We start from the raw sequence: 17098 nt of genomic DNA on the forward strand, positions 1-17098 counted from the left end.
CAGCGGCCAAGTTGCCTGGGCGCTTCGGATGAAGACGAGCGCGCTAGTCGGCTGGTGAAGCTAGGAGACCTGGCAGGCCGCCGGTATGGATGAAAAGGACTCTCTTTGGCGTGAACGAGAGGCCGTAGCGCGAGGGGTCGCGCAGCAGCTCCCTCAGCCCCCACAGGGCCTTGCCAGAGTACACCGGATCCACGATCAGGCCACACGTGGTCGCTACCTCGCGGATAAACGCGCGTTGTTCCGCGCTTGGAACCCCATACGCGGGCCCCTTGAACTGGTCGAACACGTGGACGTCGCTCGAACGAGAGAGCGCGGGAACGTAGGCCTTGGCCTCTTCCTCGATTTGCCGCACGACCCCGCTGAAGTACTCGACGTCGTCGCACACCGCCATCACCGCCGTGTGTTGGGCAACGCCGTAGACTCCCGCGCCGAGGCTGATGCCAGCAGCGGTACCGCCCGACCCACACGCGTGGACCACCAGGTCGAAGCCGTGAGTGTCCCCAAGGCCCGGGCCAAGGCCGCACTCGAGTTGCTCTCGAACCTCCCGCATGGCTTCGAAGTAGCCGACCGCTCCGAGCCCGTTGCTGCCGCCCTCGGGGATGATGTAGGGGCGCTCACCCCGCGCCGTGAGTTCCTCTGCGACCTGTGCCAGCAGCTGTTTGCGGGTGCCGTACTGTGCGTACGTGATGAAGCGGCAGTCGGCGCCGACGAGGCGGTCGAGGGCGAGGTTGCCAGTCTCCGGCCCCGGGTTCTCCGGGTCCTTGGCCCGTAAGAGTAGCGTGGCGGAGAGGCCCAGGCTCCTGGCCAGGAGAGCTGTCGCTCGAGCGTGGTTCGACTGCACGGCACCGCAGGTGATCACATGGGTCGCGCCTTGGTCTAGTGCTTCCGCGAGGAGATACTCGAGCTTGCGGATCTTGTTTCCCGCTTCGGCGCCTGCCGTCATGTCATCGCGTTTCACCCAGAGCTCGACGCCGCAGAGCTGGCTCAGCCTCGAGTTCTGCCACAGCGGAGTTGGCAAGTGCGCCAGCGCAAGTCGCGGCAGCCCTTGGTGAGGGCGCCAGCTCGAGCGAGGCGAATGTTCGGTCGACTTGAACTGGAGGTCGACGGGCGCGCCAGACATGCGCCCATGCTCACACGGCGTGCGGGCCAGCACCAAGCACCTCGCGCCCCCGACCGCACAAGTCGATTCGGGCTCAGCTGCGCTCAGGCGATGGTCACGAGCTTGGCGCCGCCTTCAACGGCGTCGCCGGGCGCCACGAACACCTTCTTCACGGTACCAGCGCCCTCGGCGACCAGTTCGTTTTCCATCTTCATGGCTTCCACCACGATGACCGGTGTCCCCGCTGCGACTTCTTGCCCCTCGGTGACTAGCACCTTCACCACCTTACCCGGCATCGGGCTCTTGATGGTGCCGTCCGCGCTGCCGGACTTTCCGCCGCGCACGCTCGCGGCTGCGCGGCTGCGCTCGGTTTCGACGCGGGCCTTTGCGCGGTGCCCATTGGCGTAGGCTTGTACCTCTCCAGGGACGTCGCCATCCAGCGACAGGTCGAAGACCTTGCCGTCGAGGTGAACCGTGGAGAGGCCACCGGTGGTGGAAAGCTCCGCGGGGACGGCGTCGAGCACCTGTTCGGACCCATCAGCCGACAGCTTTACGGGACGAACTTCAAAGCTGCCAGTGGGCAGCTTCACGACGTCCATCACATGTTCTTCGCCTTCAATCGTCACGAAGTAGCGCATAGCGAGCGGCGCGGACGCTAACACCTGAGCCCAGCCAAGGCGAGGTCTGGAGCGGCTTTTTTCGGTTGGCGCGGCGAGTATCGCTACCTCGCCGCGCTCGGGGTCGTTCTCAGGGTGCCTGCTCGGGAATGAACTTGCAGCTCCCGCTACCGATCTTCGCGAGGCAACTGTGGGTGGTCGGGTGCGAGAGGTAGTAGAGGTCCGCGCCTTCGGTGGCGAAGAAGCGCGCCACGAGGTTGATGAAGTAGCGACCTGCGACCCACTCCTGGCAAGGGTCCGCTGGGTTGAAGCCGTGTTCTCCGCGCGGATTCACGTAGCCCATCAACATCGCGAGCAGGCGAGAGTCAGCGGTCCAGCCGCTGCTATCCGCGGCGAAGGGTTGCCCCATCAGGCGCGGTGCCCACACGGCGTCGATCGTGTCAGGGGTCGCGGGGGTCGCGATGCGGCCGAGGCGCAACGGCACCTGCGCTTCACGCTCGCCATAGTGAGCTTGGCCTTCGTCGACGGCATCGGGATCGAACAGATACTGGGCGCAGCGCTCCGCGCTCTGGGGCGCGGCAGCACAGCGACCATTGGTGCACACTCCCGAGTCGCACTCGCTCGCGTCGGCGCACGTTGGCAAGCACCCGGCGTAGTCGTGCTCGGGGGCTACTTCGTTGTCGAAGCAGGCGTTCTTGTTCTCAGGCGTCGCGCGCTCCAGGCGATTGATGCCCTCGATCACGTGGTTGTCGAGGAGGAAGCGATTCGGAGTCCGGTCTCCGAGGCTCGAGTACAGGCTGTCCGGCGTCACGTAGTCTGCGTAAGCGGGATAGCGTGTCGCAGCGTCCGGGCGCATGAAGGGGATGGCTCCCAGGACGCGGCCCATGGAGATCCCTGCGTTCAGCGGCACGTTCATGTCGCCGATGGTCACCATGTTGAGGAACCCCGTTGGTTGTTGTGGGTTTCCCCACGGATCCAACATCGTCTTCAGGCCGGCATAGGGCACGTAGTTTCCGGGGTCGCCCGGATCGACCGCGGCCGCCGCCAGGGTCATGAAGCGGCGCATCTCCGGGGTCTGGCGGATGTAACCGAAGCCTTCGACTGGCGCCCGGAGATCCGAGCCAGCGGGGAAGTAGCGGTTCTGGAACTTGGTGCAGCCTTCGGCGGTGGTGCACACGACGTAGGAGTCCGTCGGATCCATGGCGTCTTTCGGCACCAACCCCTTGCCCCACTCGTAGAAGCCCTGCAGCAGGTGCGCGTCGGGTTTGAGGTTGCACCCGCCGTCGGTCGCGTAGGTGTCGATCGCGTCCGCCTCGTCGTAGACCGAGACATAGAGCCGGTCTCCGACGCTGGTGGGGATGCCGACACGGAAGCGACCGCTGCCGAGGCCCTGGTCATCGTCTCCGGCGATGCGACCGCAGCGCACCTCGCCGTTGCTGATATTCTGCACGCGGACCGTGCCGCCCTGAATCAGACCGGCGTCATCGAGGCAGCCGAACTCGAGCTCGCGGTCGTCGTTCACGTCGACGACGACGAAGCGCAGGGAGATCTGGCCTGGCTCACACGCAGTGACGGGGTTGCCGTCTTTATCCGTGGGGATTTCCTCTGGAGGGACGCCCACGATGATGGGGCCAAAGTTGCGCAGGTAAACGCCTTCGAAAACTCCGCCTTGAAAGGTGCGCGCCCCGACATCCAGTAGCCCAGCGGCGCCTGCGACGGGCGCGGCGCTCACGACGTCCGGATCCAAGATGGCGAGGAACGGAGCGAGGAAGCCGCCGAGGCTCTGCCCCCAAGCATGGTACTTCACATCGCCGCCCACGTCGGGCGTCCCATCGCCGTCGAAGTCGCCTGCGAGGTTCGGGTTGCCGTCTTGGTCGTAGTCGGCGGTGCTCATTCGCTCGCCGTCGAACGACTTGAAGATGCGGAAGAGCTGTAGCAGGTCGATCGCGCTTTGCCGCACGACGTCGCGGGTGTGGAAGATGTAGCTCGTCCAGTAGTCGCCGCCCGAGTTGTTGAGCGGATCCCCATCACCGTCGAGATCGCGGGCGCGGCCAGCTAACAGCGCGTCAGCCAGCGGCCCCGCACAGGAGCCGCGCAGCAGACCTCGGGCGAGATTCTGCGTGGTCTGATCGAACTCGAGTCCATGGAACACCGCGTTCACACCAACGCTCGCGATGCCTTGCTTGGCGAGGGAGCCAGCGAAGCCCAGGTGCTCGATGTCCGAGCTGGTGTAGCCGTGACCGTAGTAGGCGACTGGGAACGGCTGATGGTGTTCAGCGGTGGCCTTGGGAATGGTGATGAAGAACTGGACGGTGTCGCTCTGCACTTCGCCATCGCCGGAGCGATAGTCGAGGTTGAATGAGGCCGCCGCGTCGGTCCCCTTGGGGCCACCGTGGATGAAGAACGGCGACTTGAAGCTGCCGATCACGGCATGGCTGACGTGGCTCCAGCTGTCGACTAGCTCATCTGCGGATGCGCCGCCGATGCCGAACTGACTCGCTAACTGCCGTAGCAGGTCCGCGTTCTTGTCGAAGTCGAGGATGTAGGCCTCATTCAAGCGGCCCTGACATTTCGGGTACTCCGGATCGTCGTACCACTTCTCCGGTTCAGTCACTCCGTCCGCCACGAATGTGCTGTCCACGGGACCCGCAATTCGCATGAGATCGATATCCGCAGGGAACTGCTTGTTGAGGTACGCGAACGGGCCGGTGCCGTACAAGCCGTCGCGGATCAGGCGAAGGTCTTCCACGACTGGCTGGGTGGTGAAGCTCCAGGTGAACGCCACGTGCTCCAGGCCGGTGCCCCCGATGCTGCCGTAGTAGCCGTTCAGGCTCGGGTCCTCGAGGTGATGCTGAAGGCGCTCTGTCGCCTCCTCCTGGGAGGGGTGATAGACGAAGTCGAAGGGGGACTTGACGACGTTTCCGTCGGGATCTCTCACTCGATCCGTTACCACCACCGCGTACTCGGTCTTCTCCTCCAATGGGATCAGCGGACGCATGATCAGCGTGTCGGTCTCACGCTCGTACCAGGTGAGGATATTATCCGCGAGGCACCGATCGCGGTCGACCTCGCTGACTTGGCCCAAGACTACCTGCGCCTGATTGGGGCAAGCGGTGGGATCCACCACGTTTGGCCGGTCGAGTACGCCGTCGAAATCGGTGTCCCATGCCGGGTTGTAGATGGGCTTGCCGAACGGCGTTCCATCTTCTGTGCGGGTCGGGTCGAACAAGCCAGTGCGCGGATCGATCGTCTCGTCCGCCGACTCGAAGAGCAAGTAGCCTTCCTGGCGACGCGTGTCGTTGCGCCAGTACTTCTGCTTTTCTTTGATGACGTACTGGAAGTCACCTTCACCCATGTCGAGGGCGACGGGCACGCCAGTCTTCAGATTGACCAGGTAGATGGCGTCATCTGCGAACTCGAAGTCGTCGCCGACTTGGCGACTTTGGATGTTCCCGAGATCGATTGCCGGACGAGCGTCGTTCGGATCGCGCTTGTCGAAAGCGACGGTTACCCCAGCGAAGGTACCCCAGCCCTCGAGCTGGTCGAACTTCTCACGCGCGGTCTCTTCGATCTCCGTGGGGGCGACGATGCTCGCGTTGATGCGTAGCCCGGTGCGGCTCGTGGGGTCCGGCCACATCGCCACGTCGTTGGGCATCGGAATTTCCGGCAACGGCTTGTGGTACAGGTCGAAGCGGACCGTCGGACCGTTTCCGTCCGGAGTCCGCTTCAGACCCTCGGGGATTTCGTCCACCGTGCAACCCATGCTGCCGAGCGCGACCAGCAACGGAAGCACCGCGGCAATCGGCGACAGCGCCGCGACTCGCCGTGGGCTGGGCCCGGGTTGGGGGGGAGTAGAATCGTGCCTCATCGTGCTCTCCAGCTCAGGCATCAGAACTGCAACCCCATGCGTCCGACGCCGATGTACTGCGTACCCAGCGAGTTACCCTGTGCGTCGTCGAACGCCTTGCCCGGAAAGAACACGCCGCCTTGCGCGCCGAGCTCAAGGTTGATGCCGTAGTTTAGCGCCCAGCGATACTCGACGCCCGCGTCTAGCTCGAGGCCCAGATCGCGACTCCGGGCATCACCGCCGTCGTAGTTGACGAAGCGACCCTCGGTGGTGACGGCGACGGGATCTACGAAGTCCGCGGTGGTTTGTGCAAGTACCAAGCCTGCCTTGAGATCGAGCTGCCGTAGCGGGCGGAACACGATCGTGGGGTAGAGATACGTCGCGCCGAAGATCCCCCCATCGCTTGGCAAGAACTCGCTGCCTGGGGCGGGGCGCTGGGTCAGCCCTTGATCCTCGGCAATCACTGCTGCCCTGGCGGTTTTCCACGCGAGAACTTCGTCGAAAAGAATCAAGCCGACGTTGTGGTTGCTCTCGAACGTGAAGCGGCGGGACGTGCCGTCATTGGGATCGGCGTCGCCGCTGGCCCAGCCGTACTCCATCTGCATCACCCAGCGACCGTAGCGATCCTCCCCGGTGCCTTCGGTGAGCACCGCGCCCAGCTGGAGCGCGCCACCAAAGGCGCGGATCTGCTCGCGCTCGTTGGCGCGCACTTCCTGGCGCGTGCGTAGCTGATCGGTGGAGCCGAGCAGGTACGCCAGCTCGAAGCCGCCGAAGACATGGCCGATTTCTCCGGGGAGCTTGGCGTTGAAGCTGCCAGAGGTATCGAGTGCGACGACTTCGAGGTGCTCGTCGAACTCAAGCCCTGGGGCCGACTGAGCCTCCCGCGATTGATTTCGGTACACGGCATAGAGGCCGATTTGATTGGCCGGTTTCTCGGGATCTGGCGGGCGGCTGTCGGTCGAGTAGGTGAGCGCGAGCACGCCTTGCCACGCATACTCGTCATCGGTGAGGTCGGCGGTGCGGTCCTTGAAGACCAGATCGCCCGCTGCCGCCACCACGACCTTGGAGTCCTTCCCTCCAGGCTTGGTCGCGAACAGCACGCGTTCCACGATCGAGCCGCCCCGATAGTCGCCAAAGAGGCTTTGGTGATTGCCGTCGTTGGCCACCAGACCCAGGCCCCAGTGGGACGGCTGTTGGCCGACACGGAACACGCCAATCGGGCTGTTCCACGTCAGGTAGAGCCAGCGCGGCGCTACCTTGACGGGGAAGCGCTCGTCGTAGGGCTCTTCGGCGCTGCCAACCTCCTGAGTCTCTTGTCCTGCGATGAATCCGCGCGGAACATCGATCTGGCCGACTAGCTCCAGGTCGTCACGAAACAGAAAGCGGGGAGTGAGGCGTAGCCAGTGCTCCACCCGCAGCGTCTGGCCCAATGAGTCTGGACCACCGGGTCGAGCCTTGAGCGGTAGATCGCTGAGCCCTGTGACCCGAAACTGATATTCCCCGCGGATTTGTCCCGTGGCGACCTCAGGGTCTGGGCGCAGGAAGGGCGCTCGCGCGCTTTCGAGCACGAAGCGACTGCGGAAATCTTTGCCAGCGACCGCATCGGAGGGCGGGGGAGGCGGGGGAGGCTTTGGCGGGTTGCCGCTGGACGCTTCGCTTGACGCCAGCGCGGCGTCTGGCTCCGAGTCGGTGTCCTCGTCATCGGCGGCCGCGGGCGGACCGACCGCCGGCGGGTCGTCCTTGTCGACCTGAGGGGACTCGCCGTCTTCGCCTGCGGGCGTGTCTGCCGGTTTCTCCTCCGCGTCAGGCTCGCCAGGAGCCGGCGCCGCCGGTGGATCGGCCGGCTGAGCCAGCGCTTGACCAGAGAAGGTGACTACCCCGAGGAACGCACCCATGAGCCACCAGCGCGGTGACTTCGACTGCGACGCTCGGCGAATCGCGCTCCACGAGCGCGAAGCCTGAAAAACTCCATAGCCCACTGGCGGCCGAGGATAGTGATGTGGAGAACTCGCGAGCAAGGAGATCCTCGCCTGTGGTTGCGATGCGCGCACTCAGGCAGCCTGTCCGGCGGCGGTCTGGTATAGCGTCGCGCCGTGAGCCAGATTCAGCCTACTTCGTCGCCGAACGCGGTTTCTTTGGGCACGACGCTCGATGTTCTGCAGCTATCGGAAGTCGCTCGCGGCAACCTGCAGCTCGCGTTGGACCCCGGCGCGCGGGAGCGGATGCTCGCTTCGCGGGCCGCGGTGGATCGCATCATCGAGCTCGGTGACGAGGCTCCCCATGTCTACGGGGTCAATACGGGCTTCGGCTTCTTGGCGGAGACGCGGATTTCTAGCGCTCAGGTGCGTGAGCTGCAGCGCAACTTGGTTCGCAGCCACTCAACAGGGGTCGGCGCCGATCTGCCCCTCGAGGTGGTCCGCGGGATGATCCTGCTCCGCGCGCAGACCTTGGCGGTGGGGCACTCGGGCGTGAGGGTGGAGGTCTTGGAGGCGCTACTCGAGCTCCTGCGCAAGCAGGTCACGCCGCGGGTGCCGAGCCAGGGCTCCGTCGGCGCTTCTGGGGATCTCGCCCCGTTGGCCCACCTGGCGCTGGTGTTGATTGGCGAAGGAGAGGCCTATTGGCGCGGCGAACGCATCTCGAGCGCCGCAGCGCTGAGAGCTGCCGGCTTGAGCCCCATCGAGCTGCAGGCGAAGGAGGGGCTCGCGCTGATCAACGGCACTCAGTACATGACCGCGTGGGGAGCGCTCAGCCTGGTTGACGCTCAACGCTTGGCCCGCGCGGCTGACATCGCCGGCGCCCTGAGCCTGGAGGCGCTGAAAGGCAGCGAGCGGCCTTTCGAGGAGCGCTTGATGGCGCTTCGCCCGCACCCGGGGCAGGCCTTGGTGGCGTCCAACCTGCGCCGCTTGTTGGCGGATAGCCAGATCATGGTGAGCCACGCCCACTGCGGCAAAGTGCAGGACCCCTATTCGCTGCGTTGCATGCCTCAAGTCCATGGCGCGAGCCGCGACGCCCTCGACTGGGCCAAGGGCGTCATCGAGCGAGAGATGAACAGCGCGACGGATAATCCCAGCGTGTTCGTTGCGGAGGACGGTTCGGCGGAAATCCTGAGCGGCGGCAACTTCCACGGCCAGCCCGTGGCCTTCGCGTTGGATCTTGCGGCGATGTCCGTGGCTGAGCTCGGAAACATCAGTGAGCGGCGTGTGGAGCAACTGGTGAATCCCGCCCTTTCGAGTGGCCTCACCCCCTTCCTCGCCAAGAACAGCGGCCTCCACTCCGGCTTCATGATCGCCCAAGTGGCGAGCGCGTCTCTGGTGAGTGAGAACAAAGTGCTCACTCACCCCTCCAGCGTCGATTCGATTCCGTCCAGCGCGGGAAAGGAGGACCACGTCAGCATGGGCAGCATCGGGGCCCGCAAGCTCAGCATGGTGGTGGAGAACGTACGCCGTTGCATCGCGATCGAGCTCCTGACTGCAGCAGCGGGCCTGGATCAGCGCGCTCCGCTCACTCCGGGGCGCGGGGTGCAGAGAGTCCATGAATTGATCCGTGCGGAAGTGGCGCCGCTCGACGAAGATCGCGTCCTCTACCCGGACATCGAACGCGTGAGTGAGCTGATTCGAAGCGGTGCGCTCGACGCCGCGGTGCAAGACTTCGAGCTCGTGTGAGATGAGCAAGGGGCCGCCAAAGACGAACGCCGCTCGCGCCCTCGAGCGGCTGAAGGTCGCGTTTCGCTGCGTGAGCTACGAAGTCGACGAGAGCGACTTGTCCGCGCCGAGCGTCGCCCGCAAGGTCGGCATGGAACCGAGCACGGTGTTCAAGACCTTGGTGCTTCGGGTGGAGCCCTTGGGAAAGCAGGCGAGCGGGGAGATCATGGCGGTGATCCCCGGGGATGCAGAGCTAGACCTCAAGGCTGCCGCGAGGCTCTGTGGGGCCAAGCGTGCGCAGCTCGTGCCTTTGAAGGAAGTGCAGCCGCTGACGGGCTACATTCGCGGAGGCGTCACGGCCCTCGCCGCGAAGAAGCGCTTCCCCGTGCTGCTGGATGAATCGGCGCTCGAGCACGCAGAAATAGCGGTAAGCGCCGGCATGCGCGGACTTCAGCTAGTGCTGAAGCCACAGGACTATCAGCGCGCCGTCGACGCCACCTTGGGACCGCTCACCAGTGGCGTTTGAAGCTCACCGGCACAGTTCGGCGACCGAGCTCATGTTCGTACAGTCAGCCTCGAAGAAGAGCCCCAAGTTTGGCCCGGACGTGCAGCGACACTCGATCTCGGAGTTCGCGAGGGTGTAGCACTCGGCAGTGTAGCTGGAGCACTCCAAAAAGCACTCCGAGCCGGTGCCGCCGCCACTGCAGAACTCCCCAGGATCATCCGTCGGGTGGCCGCAGGTTTCGTAGGCATCTGCTTCCGCAGGGCAAACATCGGAGAGGTCTTGGCTGCAGTTGGTGAAGCCCCGAGCGAAGCAGCTGAGAGCGGCGTCCGCTTGGCTCGCGCAGCCCTCCTTCGATGCGTCCTCACGCAGACTGGACAAAGACTGCTCGCACTCGCTGAGCGAGATACACCCGAGCTGGCTCGCCTTTGCGCAGAGATCCGCGTCGACTTCTTCCGGCGTCGGCCCTGCGACTTCGCCTCCACAAGCGCCGAGCAAGAGAGAGCTGCTCAGCGTTGCGCTAGCGGCGAGGATTGAACGGAGTGTGACCCCACGGAAGCGAAGCGGTTGCATGCCCGAATCCTAGCGTCTACTCGCCAGTGAAGTGTGGTTTTTCGCCTGCAGAGAACGCGCGGACGGCTTCCTTGAGGTCTCGGGTGGCGAAATCCACCGCTTGGCACGCGGCTTCTCGCGCCAACGCCTGGTCCAAATTTCTCAAGATGGGCAGCCGCAGCGTCTCCTTCAACTGTCGAGCGGCGATCGGAGCAGCCTGAAGCAGCTCATTCACTTGGGCCTCGACCGCTTCCTCCAAGGCCGCTCGTGGGGCGGAGCGCGTGACCAGCCCAATCCGCTCGGCTTCTTCGCCTTGGAGCAGGCGACCACTCAGCAACAACTCACTGGCGCGGGTGCGTCCGACGAGGTGGGGCAACATCAAGCTGCAGCCCATGCCGGGGTGGAGCCCTACCCGCACGAAGTTCGCGCCGAGCTTCGCCTCGTGAGCCGCCAGCCGAATATCGCAAGCCATCGCCAGGCAAAGCCCAGCGCCAATGGTGGCGCCGTGGAGCACTGCCAGCGTGGGCACCGGAACCTCCAGCACGCTGAGGAAGCGGCGGTAGAAGGTCTCCATTGCCGTGCGGTTTGCTTCTGGGGGTCGCTCCGCGTTGCGCCCCAGCATGTCGAAGTCGCCGCCAGCGGAGAACGCCTTGCCCTCGCCGCGTACGACCAGCACTCGCGTCGCGGGATCACGCTTGACCGTCTGCATGGCGTCGAAGATGGCGTCGGCCATCTCGAGGTTCATCGCGTTGTACTTGTCTGGACGGGTGAGGGTCAAAGTCGAGACTTGACCCAGCTCGAGGCGCACACTCATGGCGCGAGTCGTAGCACCCCCGGGCGGCGGCTGTCGCCGTTCACTCGCGGGGACGGGCGATCTGCGGGAGGCTGTCGTCCGGTTTGGCGCAGATCACGCTGACCGTCTCGGAGTAGTAGAGCCCCGCCGTGATTAGGCTCAGCGCGCCGTTCGGGATCGCAACCTCGGAGTGGACCTCGGCCCAGCCCTTGGGGCAGGCCTGCACCAAATCGTAGCTGCCACTGACGTCCACCAACCCCCAGAACAGCGAATGATGCCAGCGCTCATCGACCCGGGGTGAGGGTTTTCCGGGCGGTAATCCAGAGTGGACCGTGTTGCGAAAACATCCGCTGACACACAGCGCGCAGCTCAGCGCACACAGCCAGGTCCTAGCTCCGGGCTTCATCGCTGCTCCGCCGTCGCTCGTTGGGGCCCCGGCTCCGGACAGGTCACGTAGATCTTGCGAGGTGAGTACACACCGACCGTGATCAAGGAAAGGCCACTCGTGAGTAGGTCACCCGCGGTTTGCACTCGCTCCGGTGGAGCGCCACACACGTCGCGGGCGTCTAGATCGTCGCTGAGCTTGATGATGCCGAATACGGCATTGTGCTGCCAAAAGGCCTTCTCGGTGGCCTCGACGCCGGGAGACTTCTTCGCCTCGGCGGCGTGGTCGACGTAGCTCACCCGGAAGCAACCGGTAGTCGCGAAGCCGAGGGCGAGCAGGAGCAGCGGACGCTGTAGGCTGGGTCGCACGCGCGGCAGCATAGCTGATCTCCGGCAGGGTCGGCGCGGGACGTCTCGCAGGGTGTTGAAAAACACCCTGCCAATCAACAACAACCGTGCCCGCGCACAACTCGACCTGATCTCGCTCTCGCAAAACCCTCACTTTTCTGGGGTTTTGCGAGAGCGAGGTTCGAAGATCCGCGCGGATAAGCACGCAGGACGCTGAAAACGGAGTTTTTCAGCGTCCTGCTAGAGCGCCTGCAGCGAGCGTGGTAAACCGAGATTCATGGGTTTGGGGGTGAGGGGAGCACAACTCACGGAGATCGCGCGCCAGGCGATTGGTGCCTGGCTCGATGGCCGCGAACCGACTCCGGTCGCCCCGCTCCAGTTCGAGGCGGCGGTCTTCGTCACGTTGCGGGACGCGCGCGGGGAGCTGCGGGGCTGTATCGGCTCGCTCTCTCCTTTGACCCCGGACGTGACCGCAGAGACCCAGCGCTCCGCGGTGCTGGCCGCGAGCCGCGACCCGCGCTTCCCACCACTGACCCGGAGTGAGTTCCTGCAGCTCTCGATCGAAGTGAGCGTCCTCGGGCCGCCCGAGGCAATCCTCAGCGCTGCGGAACTCGATCCCCACCGCTACGGAGTCGTGGTTCGCGGAGCGAGCGGCCGTCGGGGTGTGCTGCTCCCCGAGGTGCCTGGCGTCGAGGACGTCGCGACCCAGGTCAAAATCGCTCGGCAGAAGGCGGGCGTCGATCCCGATGAGCCGATCGAGGTGCAACGGTTCGGCGTCGAGAAGTACTTGAGCTAGAGATCGTCGATCGCCGCCTCGACCCGACGCGTTACCGCGCTCGAGGGCTGAGCTCCGGGGCCGGTCATTTCCGCGGGGTCATCCTCGCCGTCGCCGAGCGACGACTGGGTGCCGGGAGCTGGTGTGGGCTGCCAGGGTAGTGGATCCGGGCCCCAAGGTAGCGGATCCGGTTGCCAGGGTAAGGGGTCGGGCTCGCTGCCCATGTGATTGCTCTCGGGTTGCCAAGGTAGCGGATCGGGCTGCTCGTCGACGGCGTCAGCGGCGTAGTCGTCACCACCCCGCTCAGAGGTTTCACCGAGCTCGTCGCTGGAGAGCGCCTCACCCGCTTGCCGCGCGGTATCGTCTTCCGCCTGCCCAGTCGGCAGCGCGCAGCCTCCAAGCTGAGGGGCAGCGAAGGTGCAGAACAACACAAACAGGAGTCGGCGGGGCCCACCTATCCGCGGCGTAGGAGCATGAGGCTGACGATGGCGTGTCATGATGATTGGCGTCCTTGGGTTGATGTCGCCTTCTTGGCGCTGGGCGCGAAGTGAGAACAGAGTTCGACGAGACCGTACTGTTTGACGAGCTGGCTAAGCCGCGGGCGCTTCATGCCCAGGAGCTGAGCCGCCCGTGTGATGTTTCCGGAGGTTTGGCGGAGCGCGAGCACGATGCACTCACGCTCTACGTTGCGTTTGACGTCCGGCAGGCTGAACCCCGACTCAACGATTTCACGGAACGCCGCGCGGGGTGCGTTGACCTCGTGGGCGTGTTGGCTGTCTGTTGCTTGAAGCGCTGCGAAGCGATCGCCGTTCTGGTTCAGCTCGGCCGAAGCAGCTAGCAGGCTGCGCGTGTCAACGCGGCGAGGGTTGCGTAACGTGGCCTTGCGCAGCACGAGTTCGAGTTCTTCGATGTTGCCTGGCCATTCGTAGCCTCGAAGCAGACACAGGGCGCGCTCGTCGAGCTCCGCCACCGCCTCGCGACGTTGCACCGCGATGCGCTGCAGCAGATGCCGCGCGAGAACGTCGAGATCCGCCAAGCGTTGGCGGAGCGACGGCACGCGGATGGTCTGCCGTGATAGGAGCGAGAGCAACTCCGGGGCGCACGCATCGAGGTCGGGTGTCGCAGTTGCCAGGACCCAAGGGCCGGGTTGGTTCGAACCCAGGCGCTTCGTGAGCTGGTGGGTGACGCTCAAGGAGAGCTGCTCGAGGTCGGTGATCAGCAGCGTGTTGCGTCCCCCAGCGCCGTCGCTCCACAGTAGCTCAAGGTCTTCGAGACTGAGGGTCTTTGCCGCGCGGATCTGAAACCCAGCCCGCGAATGCAGCGCCTGGTGCAGCAGCCAGCCGCTGTAGCTTCTTCCGCTGCCAGCCTCACCAATCACGAGGCTGGGGACTCTACGAGCCTGAGCGAGTGACGCCTGGAGGCCCTGGGCGGCAGCGCTGGTGCCGACGACTTCGGTCTCACCGCGAGGGAAGCGGAGGGTGGCTGCTAACTCACCTCCCTTGAGCAGCGCCGCCAGTTCGTTCAGTACTAGGTGGTCTCCACGCGCGAGGAAGCGTGTCGCATCGGGAAGCCGGCTGGCGACTGCACGCTGACACTCCAGGGCTTTGTCTGCGTGGAAAATAGCCCTGTCGCGATTGTCGCAGGTGTAGGCGATTCGGGCAGCCACCTGGTGCGCTTCGCGCATCAGCTCTTCGTCCCCAGAACCCCTTGCGAGGCCTACGGCTCGGTCGGCGGTGGCCAGGTTTGCCTCCCCCTTGCACTGCTGCAGCACGACGTCCAAGACCGCTATCTCGCCGTGTGCGTACTCCGAGGCGGCCCGACCACGAGCCTCGTCGAGTTCGTCGCTCGCTTCCTCCAGGTACCCCTCGGCGAGGGCGATGCGCGCAGCCATGCGACAGCATTCGTCCGCCTTGTCGCCGTTGGCTGCCACGTCCGCGTGGCGTTTGGCGTTCATCAGAGCGCGCTTGGCGCTGAGTAGGTCGGCGTTGTCGAATGCGACTCGGGCCTCCGCCAGACCCAGTGCGCAGAGCTTGGTCACGGGGGGTTCATCGAGCGCGCGGCGCGCGAAGCGCAAAGCCTGCTCGGCTTCTTCGCTTTGCCCCATGCGCAGACGCAGCTCTACCAGGTTCGTGACATCATGCGCGAATGCGGTGCGGTGACCGACTTGGAGGTGCGTCTCGAGGGCGCGCTCCAAGTAGTCGAGCGCGTGTGCGTACTCACGCCGGTCGATGTGCAGCACCGCTAGATTGCTCAGAGCGTAGCCAGCAGCGCGGGGGTTCTGCTGGCGCCCCGATTCGCTCAGCACTCGGCGTAGCTCCCCCTCTGCCAAGGCCAGCTGCCCCAGCGCTAGCAGCGCCACGGAGCGATTGACCCGCGCCTTGAGCACCTCAGTTAGCTCGCCCGCGAGTGCGGCGTCAGCGGCGTCAGCGGCGAAGTGTTTTTCCGCGAGGTTCCATTCCGAGCGGGCGAGAAGCACCTTGCCGGTGACGTTTCGCGCCGAGAATCGGATTGTCGGGTTGGGATGTGCCAGGAGGCATTTCACCCGTGCCTCCGCGGCCTGATAGTGTCCGCGACTGAGTTCGACTTCAGCCAGCAGATTACCCGCCACCGCCGCACGATGCTCGTCGCCTACACCCTTGGCGAAATGCTCAGCTTGTTCGAACGCAGCGCTGGCTCCGGCCAGGTCGCCTTGGCCTAGCGCGGCACGACCGCGCACGAGAAGCGCCCGAGCCGTGTCCCCAGTACCATCACTACATGACAGGGCGAGCGCGGTGTCGCCTCGATCCATGCAAGATTCAGCAGTCGAGAGGCGTAGTTCCGTTTCGAGGTCGAGGTCGAGCCGTGAGAGTCTTCCGCAGATCTGCGACCACAGCATGGATCGACAACGGTGCGTCGGGCAGGCTTCCACGGCGGCAAGCCAGGTTTTTGCTGCTCCCACCTGATCCCCAGCGTTCAGTCGAAGCTCCGCGGCGCGCGCCAACGCCGTTTGGTCCCGGGGATAGAAGCGGATCAGGGCGGCAGCGACGCGTGCTGGCTGCGCTGCGCAGCTGTGGTCCTCCAAGGCGAGCGCTTCCACCAGACCATCCCGGATTTCGACAGCTTCCGCATCCAACAACTCGGCCAGGGCGGCGTGGCACCCGCTCTCCGGGGGGTGAGACCGAGCCGTAGCGTGGCCTGCACTCGCCTCGGAGCTGTCCGGGACTGCTCCAGGTTCTAGTCTCCTGGGTGCCGCCTCCGCGCGGAGAACCGACGCGGCGTCCCGCGAAGTGTCTCCGGCATCCAGTGCTTCGATGGCCGCCCGCGGCCAGGGACGGCCCACGAGCTGCAGCGCGCCGAGCAACTGGAGCCCGCGGTGACTGGGCCGAGCACTTGGGGCGCCGACGAGCAATGCGTCCCAGCCTAGGCCGTGATGACGTTGGCTAGCGTGAGCCGCAAGCGCCTCCCACCAGCGCCTCAGGTCGTCCCCAGCCAGCTCATGGGGAAGGGGCTGAAAGCCTTCGAGCGGTCGCCGCGCGAGTGCAATGACCACACACGCGAGCTCGGCGTGCTCGAGCGTTTCCAAGAACAGAGAGTCCTCCGGTTGACCTCCGACGTAGACGATACACACGCCGTGGAACGTCGCGAGCCACGTGCCCAGGCGTTCGCTGAGCTGATTCAAGCTCGGCCGTGCTTCGTCGTGCGCGCCGAGGAGAGCGAGTCGCTCCGCGAGATCGTGCGCAACCCCACCGCTCGGAAAGCGTGAGCTGATCAACACGGGGGTCCGCCCGAGCGCACTTCGCCTGCGGATGTGCGAGTCCACTGCATGCAGCGCGCGCAAGCTGTCGCACCAGAACCTGAGGACCTGAGCTTCGTCGCGCTGAGCCGACCCAAGGTGCGCGGAGGCGCTTCCCGGGCGCGGTGCCGCCGAGTTCCCCAGGTCATGTCGGTTGACTGCCTCGTCGATGCGACCGAATGGACCGAGCCATTCTGCTCGGTGCGCGCTCGCAACAGGCGATGACTCCCGAGAGGGTCGCGTGGAGTCCGAGTCGGGGGATGCCTCCGCCTCGCCTAGCTTTTGCGATCGGTCGTTTCGCATAAATTGCCGGGTGGAAAATGAATGTGCTGTGGATGCGGAGCCAGGGCTCTCCCGAAAGCGGTGCCGCGCGCGCATGTCCACGTTGGAGAACGTGCGGCTGTGTTGAACGATGCCTAGGTCTTCTCGACTAGCCGTGGCGGCGTTCGAGGCCGCGAGGCCGGGCGGGAAGTCGACGTGGAGCGTCGACGTAGACTCCATGTTAGCGGGGGCATCTGTCCCGCACAAGTAGCCGCGCGGCAAGAAAACTCGCATGCCCTCCCAACGCACCAAGCGTGCCAACTGGCAGCGCCCGGTGCGCGGTGGAGGAGCATCGGCGCACAGTGTTTCCTCGCGGGTGCGATTGCAGAAATAGGGCAATTCCCTGGGCAAAAGCGGGGTGTGCGAAAGCTGACACTGGAGTCTGTCCTTGGGGGTGTGCGTGCATTCTGTGACGCCTTGGGGGTCCCGGCACACTGCGTGCGCATC

General features: G+C 65.2%; 13 protein-coding genes. 3 read left to right on the forward strand and 10 right to left on the reverse strand.

From position 1 onward, the window contains the following. Positions 1 to 43 precede the first annotated feature (43 nt). The 4 genes from H6718_32970 to H6718_32985 all read right to left on the reverse strand — a co-directional run bounded on the left by H6718_32970 (position 44) and on the right by H6718_32985 (position 7458). A complete protein-coding gene (locus tag H6718_32970) occupies positions 44 to 1120 on the reverse strand; it encodes a D-cysteine desulfhydrase family protein (protein MCB9590271.1) in 1077 nt (358 codons plus the stop codon). A gap of 83 nt (positions 1121 to 1203) precedes the next feature. Next, on the reverse strand, positions 1204 to 1737 hold the full coding sequence (locus tag H6718_32975) for a biotin attachment protein (protein MCB9590272.1): 534 nt from the start codon (positions 1735 to 1737) through the stop codon (positions 1204 to 1206). 109 nt (positions 1738 to 1846) lie between these two features. After that, positions 1847 to 5584, reverse strand: coding sequence for a hypothetical protein (locus tag H6718_32980; GenBank protein ID MCB9590273.1), 3738 nt, complete (start codon positions 5582 to 5584; stop codon positions 1847 to 1849). 20 nt (positions 5585 to 5604) lie between these two features. Then, positions 5605 to 7458: a hypothetical protein gene (locus tag H6718_32985; GenBank protein ID MCB9590274.1), complete on the reverse strand. Its 1854-nt coding sequence runs from the start codon at positions 7456 to 7458 to the stop codon at positions 5605 to 5607. Positions 7459 to 7698: 240 nt separating this feature from the next. On the opposite strand from H6718_32985, the gene hutH reads away from it, so the two are divergent. Next, a complete protein-coding gene (hutH, locus tag H6718_32990; protein ID MCB9590275.1) occupies positions 7699 to 9225 on the forward strand; it encodes a histidine ammonia-lyase in 1527 nt (508 codons plus the stop codon). 1 nt (position 9226) lies between these two features. Next, the gene (gene ybaK, locus H6718_32995) at positions 9227 to 9730 is read left to right on the forward strand and encodes a Cys-tRNA(Pro) deacylase (GenBank protein ID MCB9590276.1); all 504 of its coding nucleotides are present in this window, start codon (positions 9227 to 9229) and stop codon (positions 9728 to 9730) included. A gap of 3 nt (positions 9731 to 9733) precedes the next feature. Here the strand turns inward: ybaK and H6718_33000 are convergent, their stop codons facing one another. The 4 genes from H6718_33000 to H6718_33015 are packed head-to-tail and all read right to left on the reverse strand — an operon-like array spanning position 9734 to position 11804. After that, positions 9734 to 10279, reverse strand: coding sequence for a hypothetical protein (locus tag H6718_33000; GenBank protein ID MCB9590277.1), 546 nt, complete (start codon positions 10277 to 10279; stop codon positions 9734 to 9736). 16 nt (positions 10280 to 10295) lie between these two features. Then, on the reverse strand, positions 10296 to 11072 hold the full coding sequence (locus H6718_33005) for an enoyl-CoA hydratase/isomerase family protein (GenBank protein ID MCB9590278.1): 777 nt from the start codon (positions 11070 to 11072) through the stop codon (positions 10296 to 10298). Between the two features lie 40 nt (positions 11073 to 11112). Continuing rightward, the gene (locus H6718_33010; GenBank protein MCB9590279.1) at positions 11113 to 11457 is read right to left on the reverse strand and encodes a hypothetical protein; all 345 of its coding nucleotides are present in this window, start codon (positions 11455 to 11457) and stop codon (positions 11113 to 11115) included. Then, positions 11454 to 11804, reverse strand: coding sequence for a hypothetical protein (locus tag H6718_33015; protein MCB9590280.1), 351 nt, complete (start codon positions 11802 to 11804; stop codon positions 11454 to 11456). The genes H6718_33010 and H6718_33015 overlap by 4 nt, the downstream gene beginning before the upstream one ends. Before the next feature lie 268 nt (positions 11805 to 12072). Here H6718_33015 and amrA point away from each other — a divergent pair, with 268 nt between their 5' ends. After that, positions 12073 to 12579: an AmmeMemoRadiSam system protein A gene (amrA, locus tag H6718_33020; protein MCB9590281.1), complete on the forward strand. Its 507-nt coding sequence runs from the start codon at positions 12073 to 12075 to the stop codon at positions 12577 to 12579. On the opposite strand, the gene H6718_33025 is transcribed toward amrA, so the two are convergent. After that, complete coding sequence (locus H6718_33025; GenBank protein MCB9590282.1) at positions 12576 to 13055, reverse strand: hypothetical protein; 480 nt, start codon at positions 13053 to 13055, stop codon at positions 12576 to 12578. The genes amrA and H6718_33025 overlap by 4 nt on opposite strands. Next, positions 13052 to 16312 (reverse strand): hypothetical protein, encoded by a 3261-nt coding sequence (locus H6718_33030; protein ID MCB9590283.1) that lies wholly within the window; start codon positions 16310 to 16312, stop codon positions 13052 to 13054. Before H6718_33030 ends, H6718_33025 begins: the two co-directional genes overlap by 4 nt. Positions 16313 to 17098 lie beyond the last annotated feature (786 nt).

This window comes from Polyangiaceae bacterium (assembly GCA_020633205.1).
Lineage (GTDB): Bacteria > Myxococcota_A > Polyangia > Polyangiales > Polyangiaceae > JAHBVY01.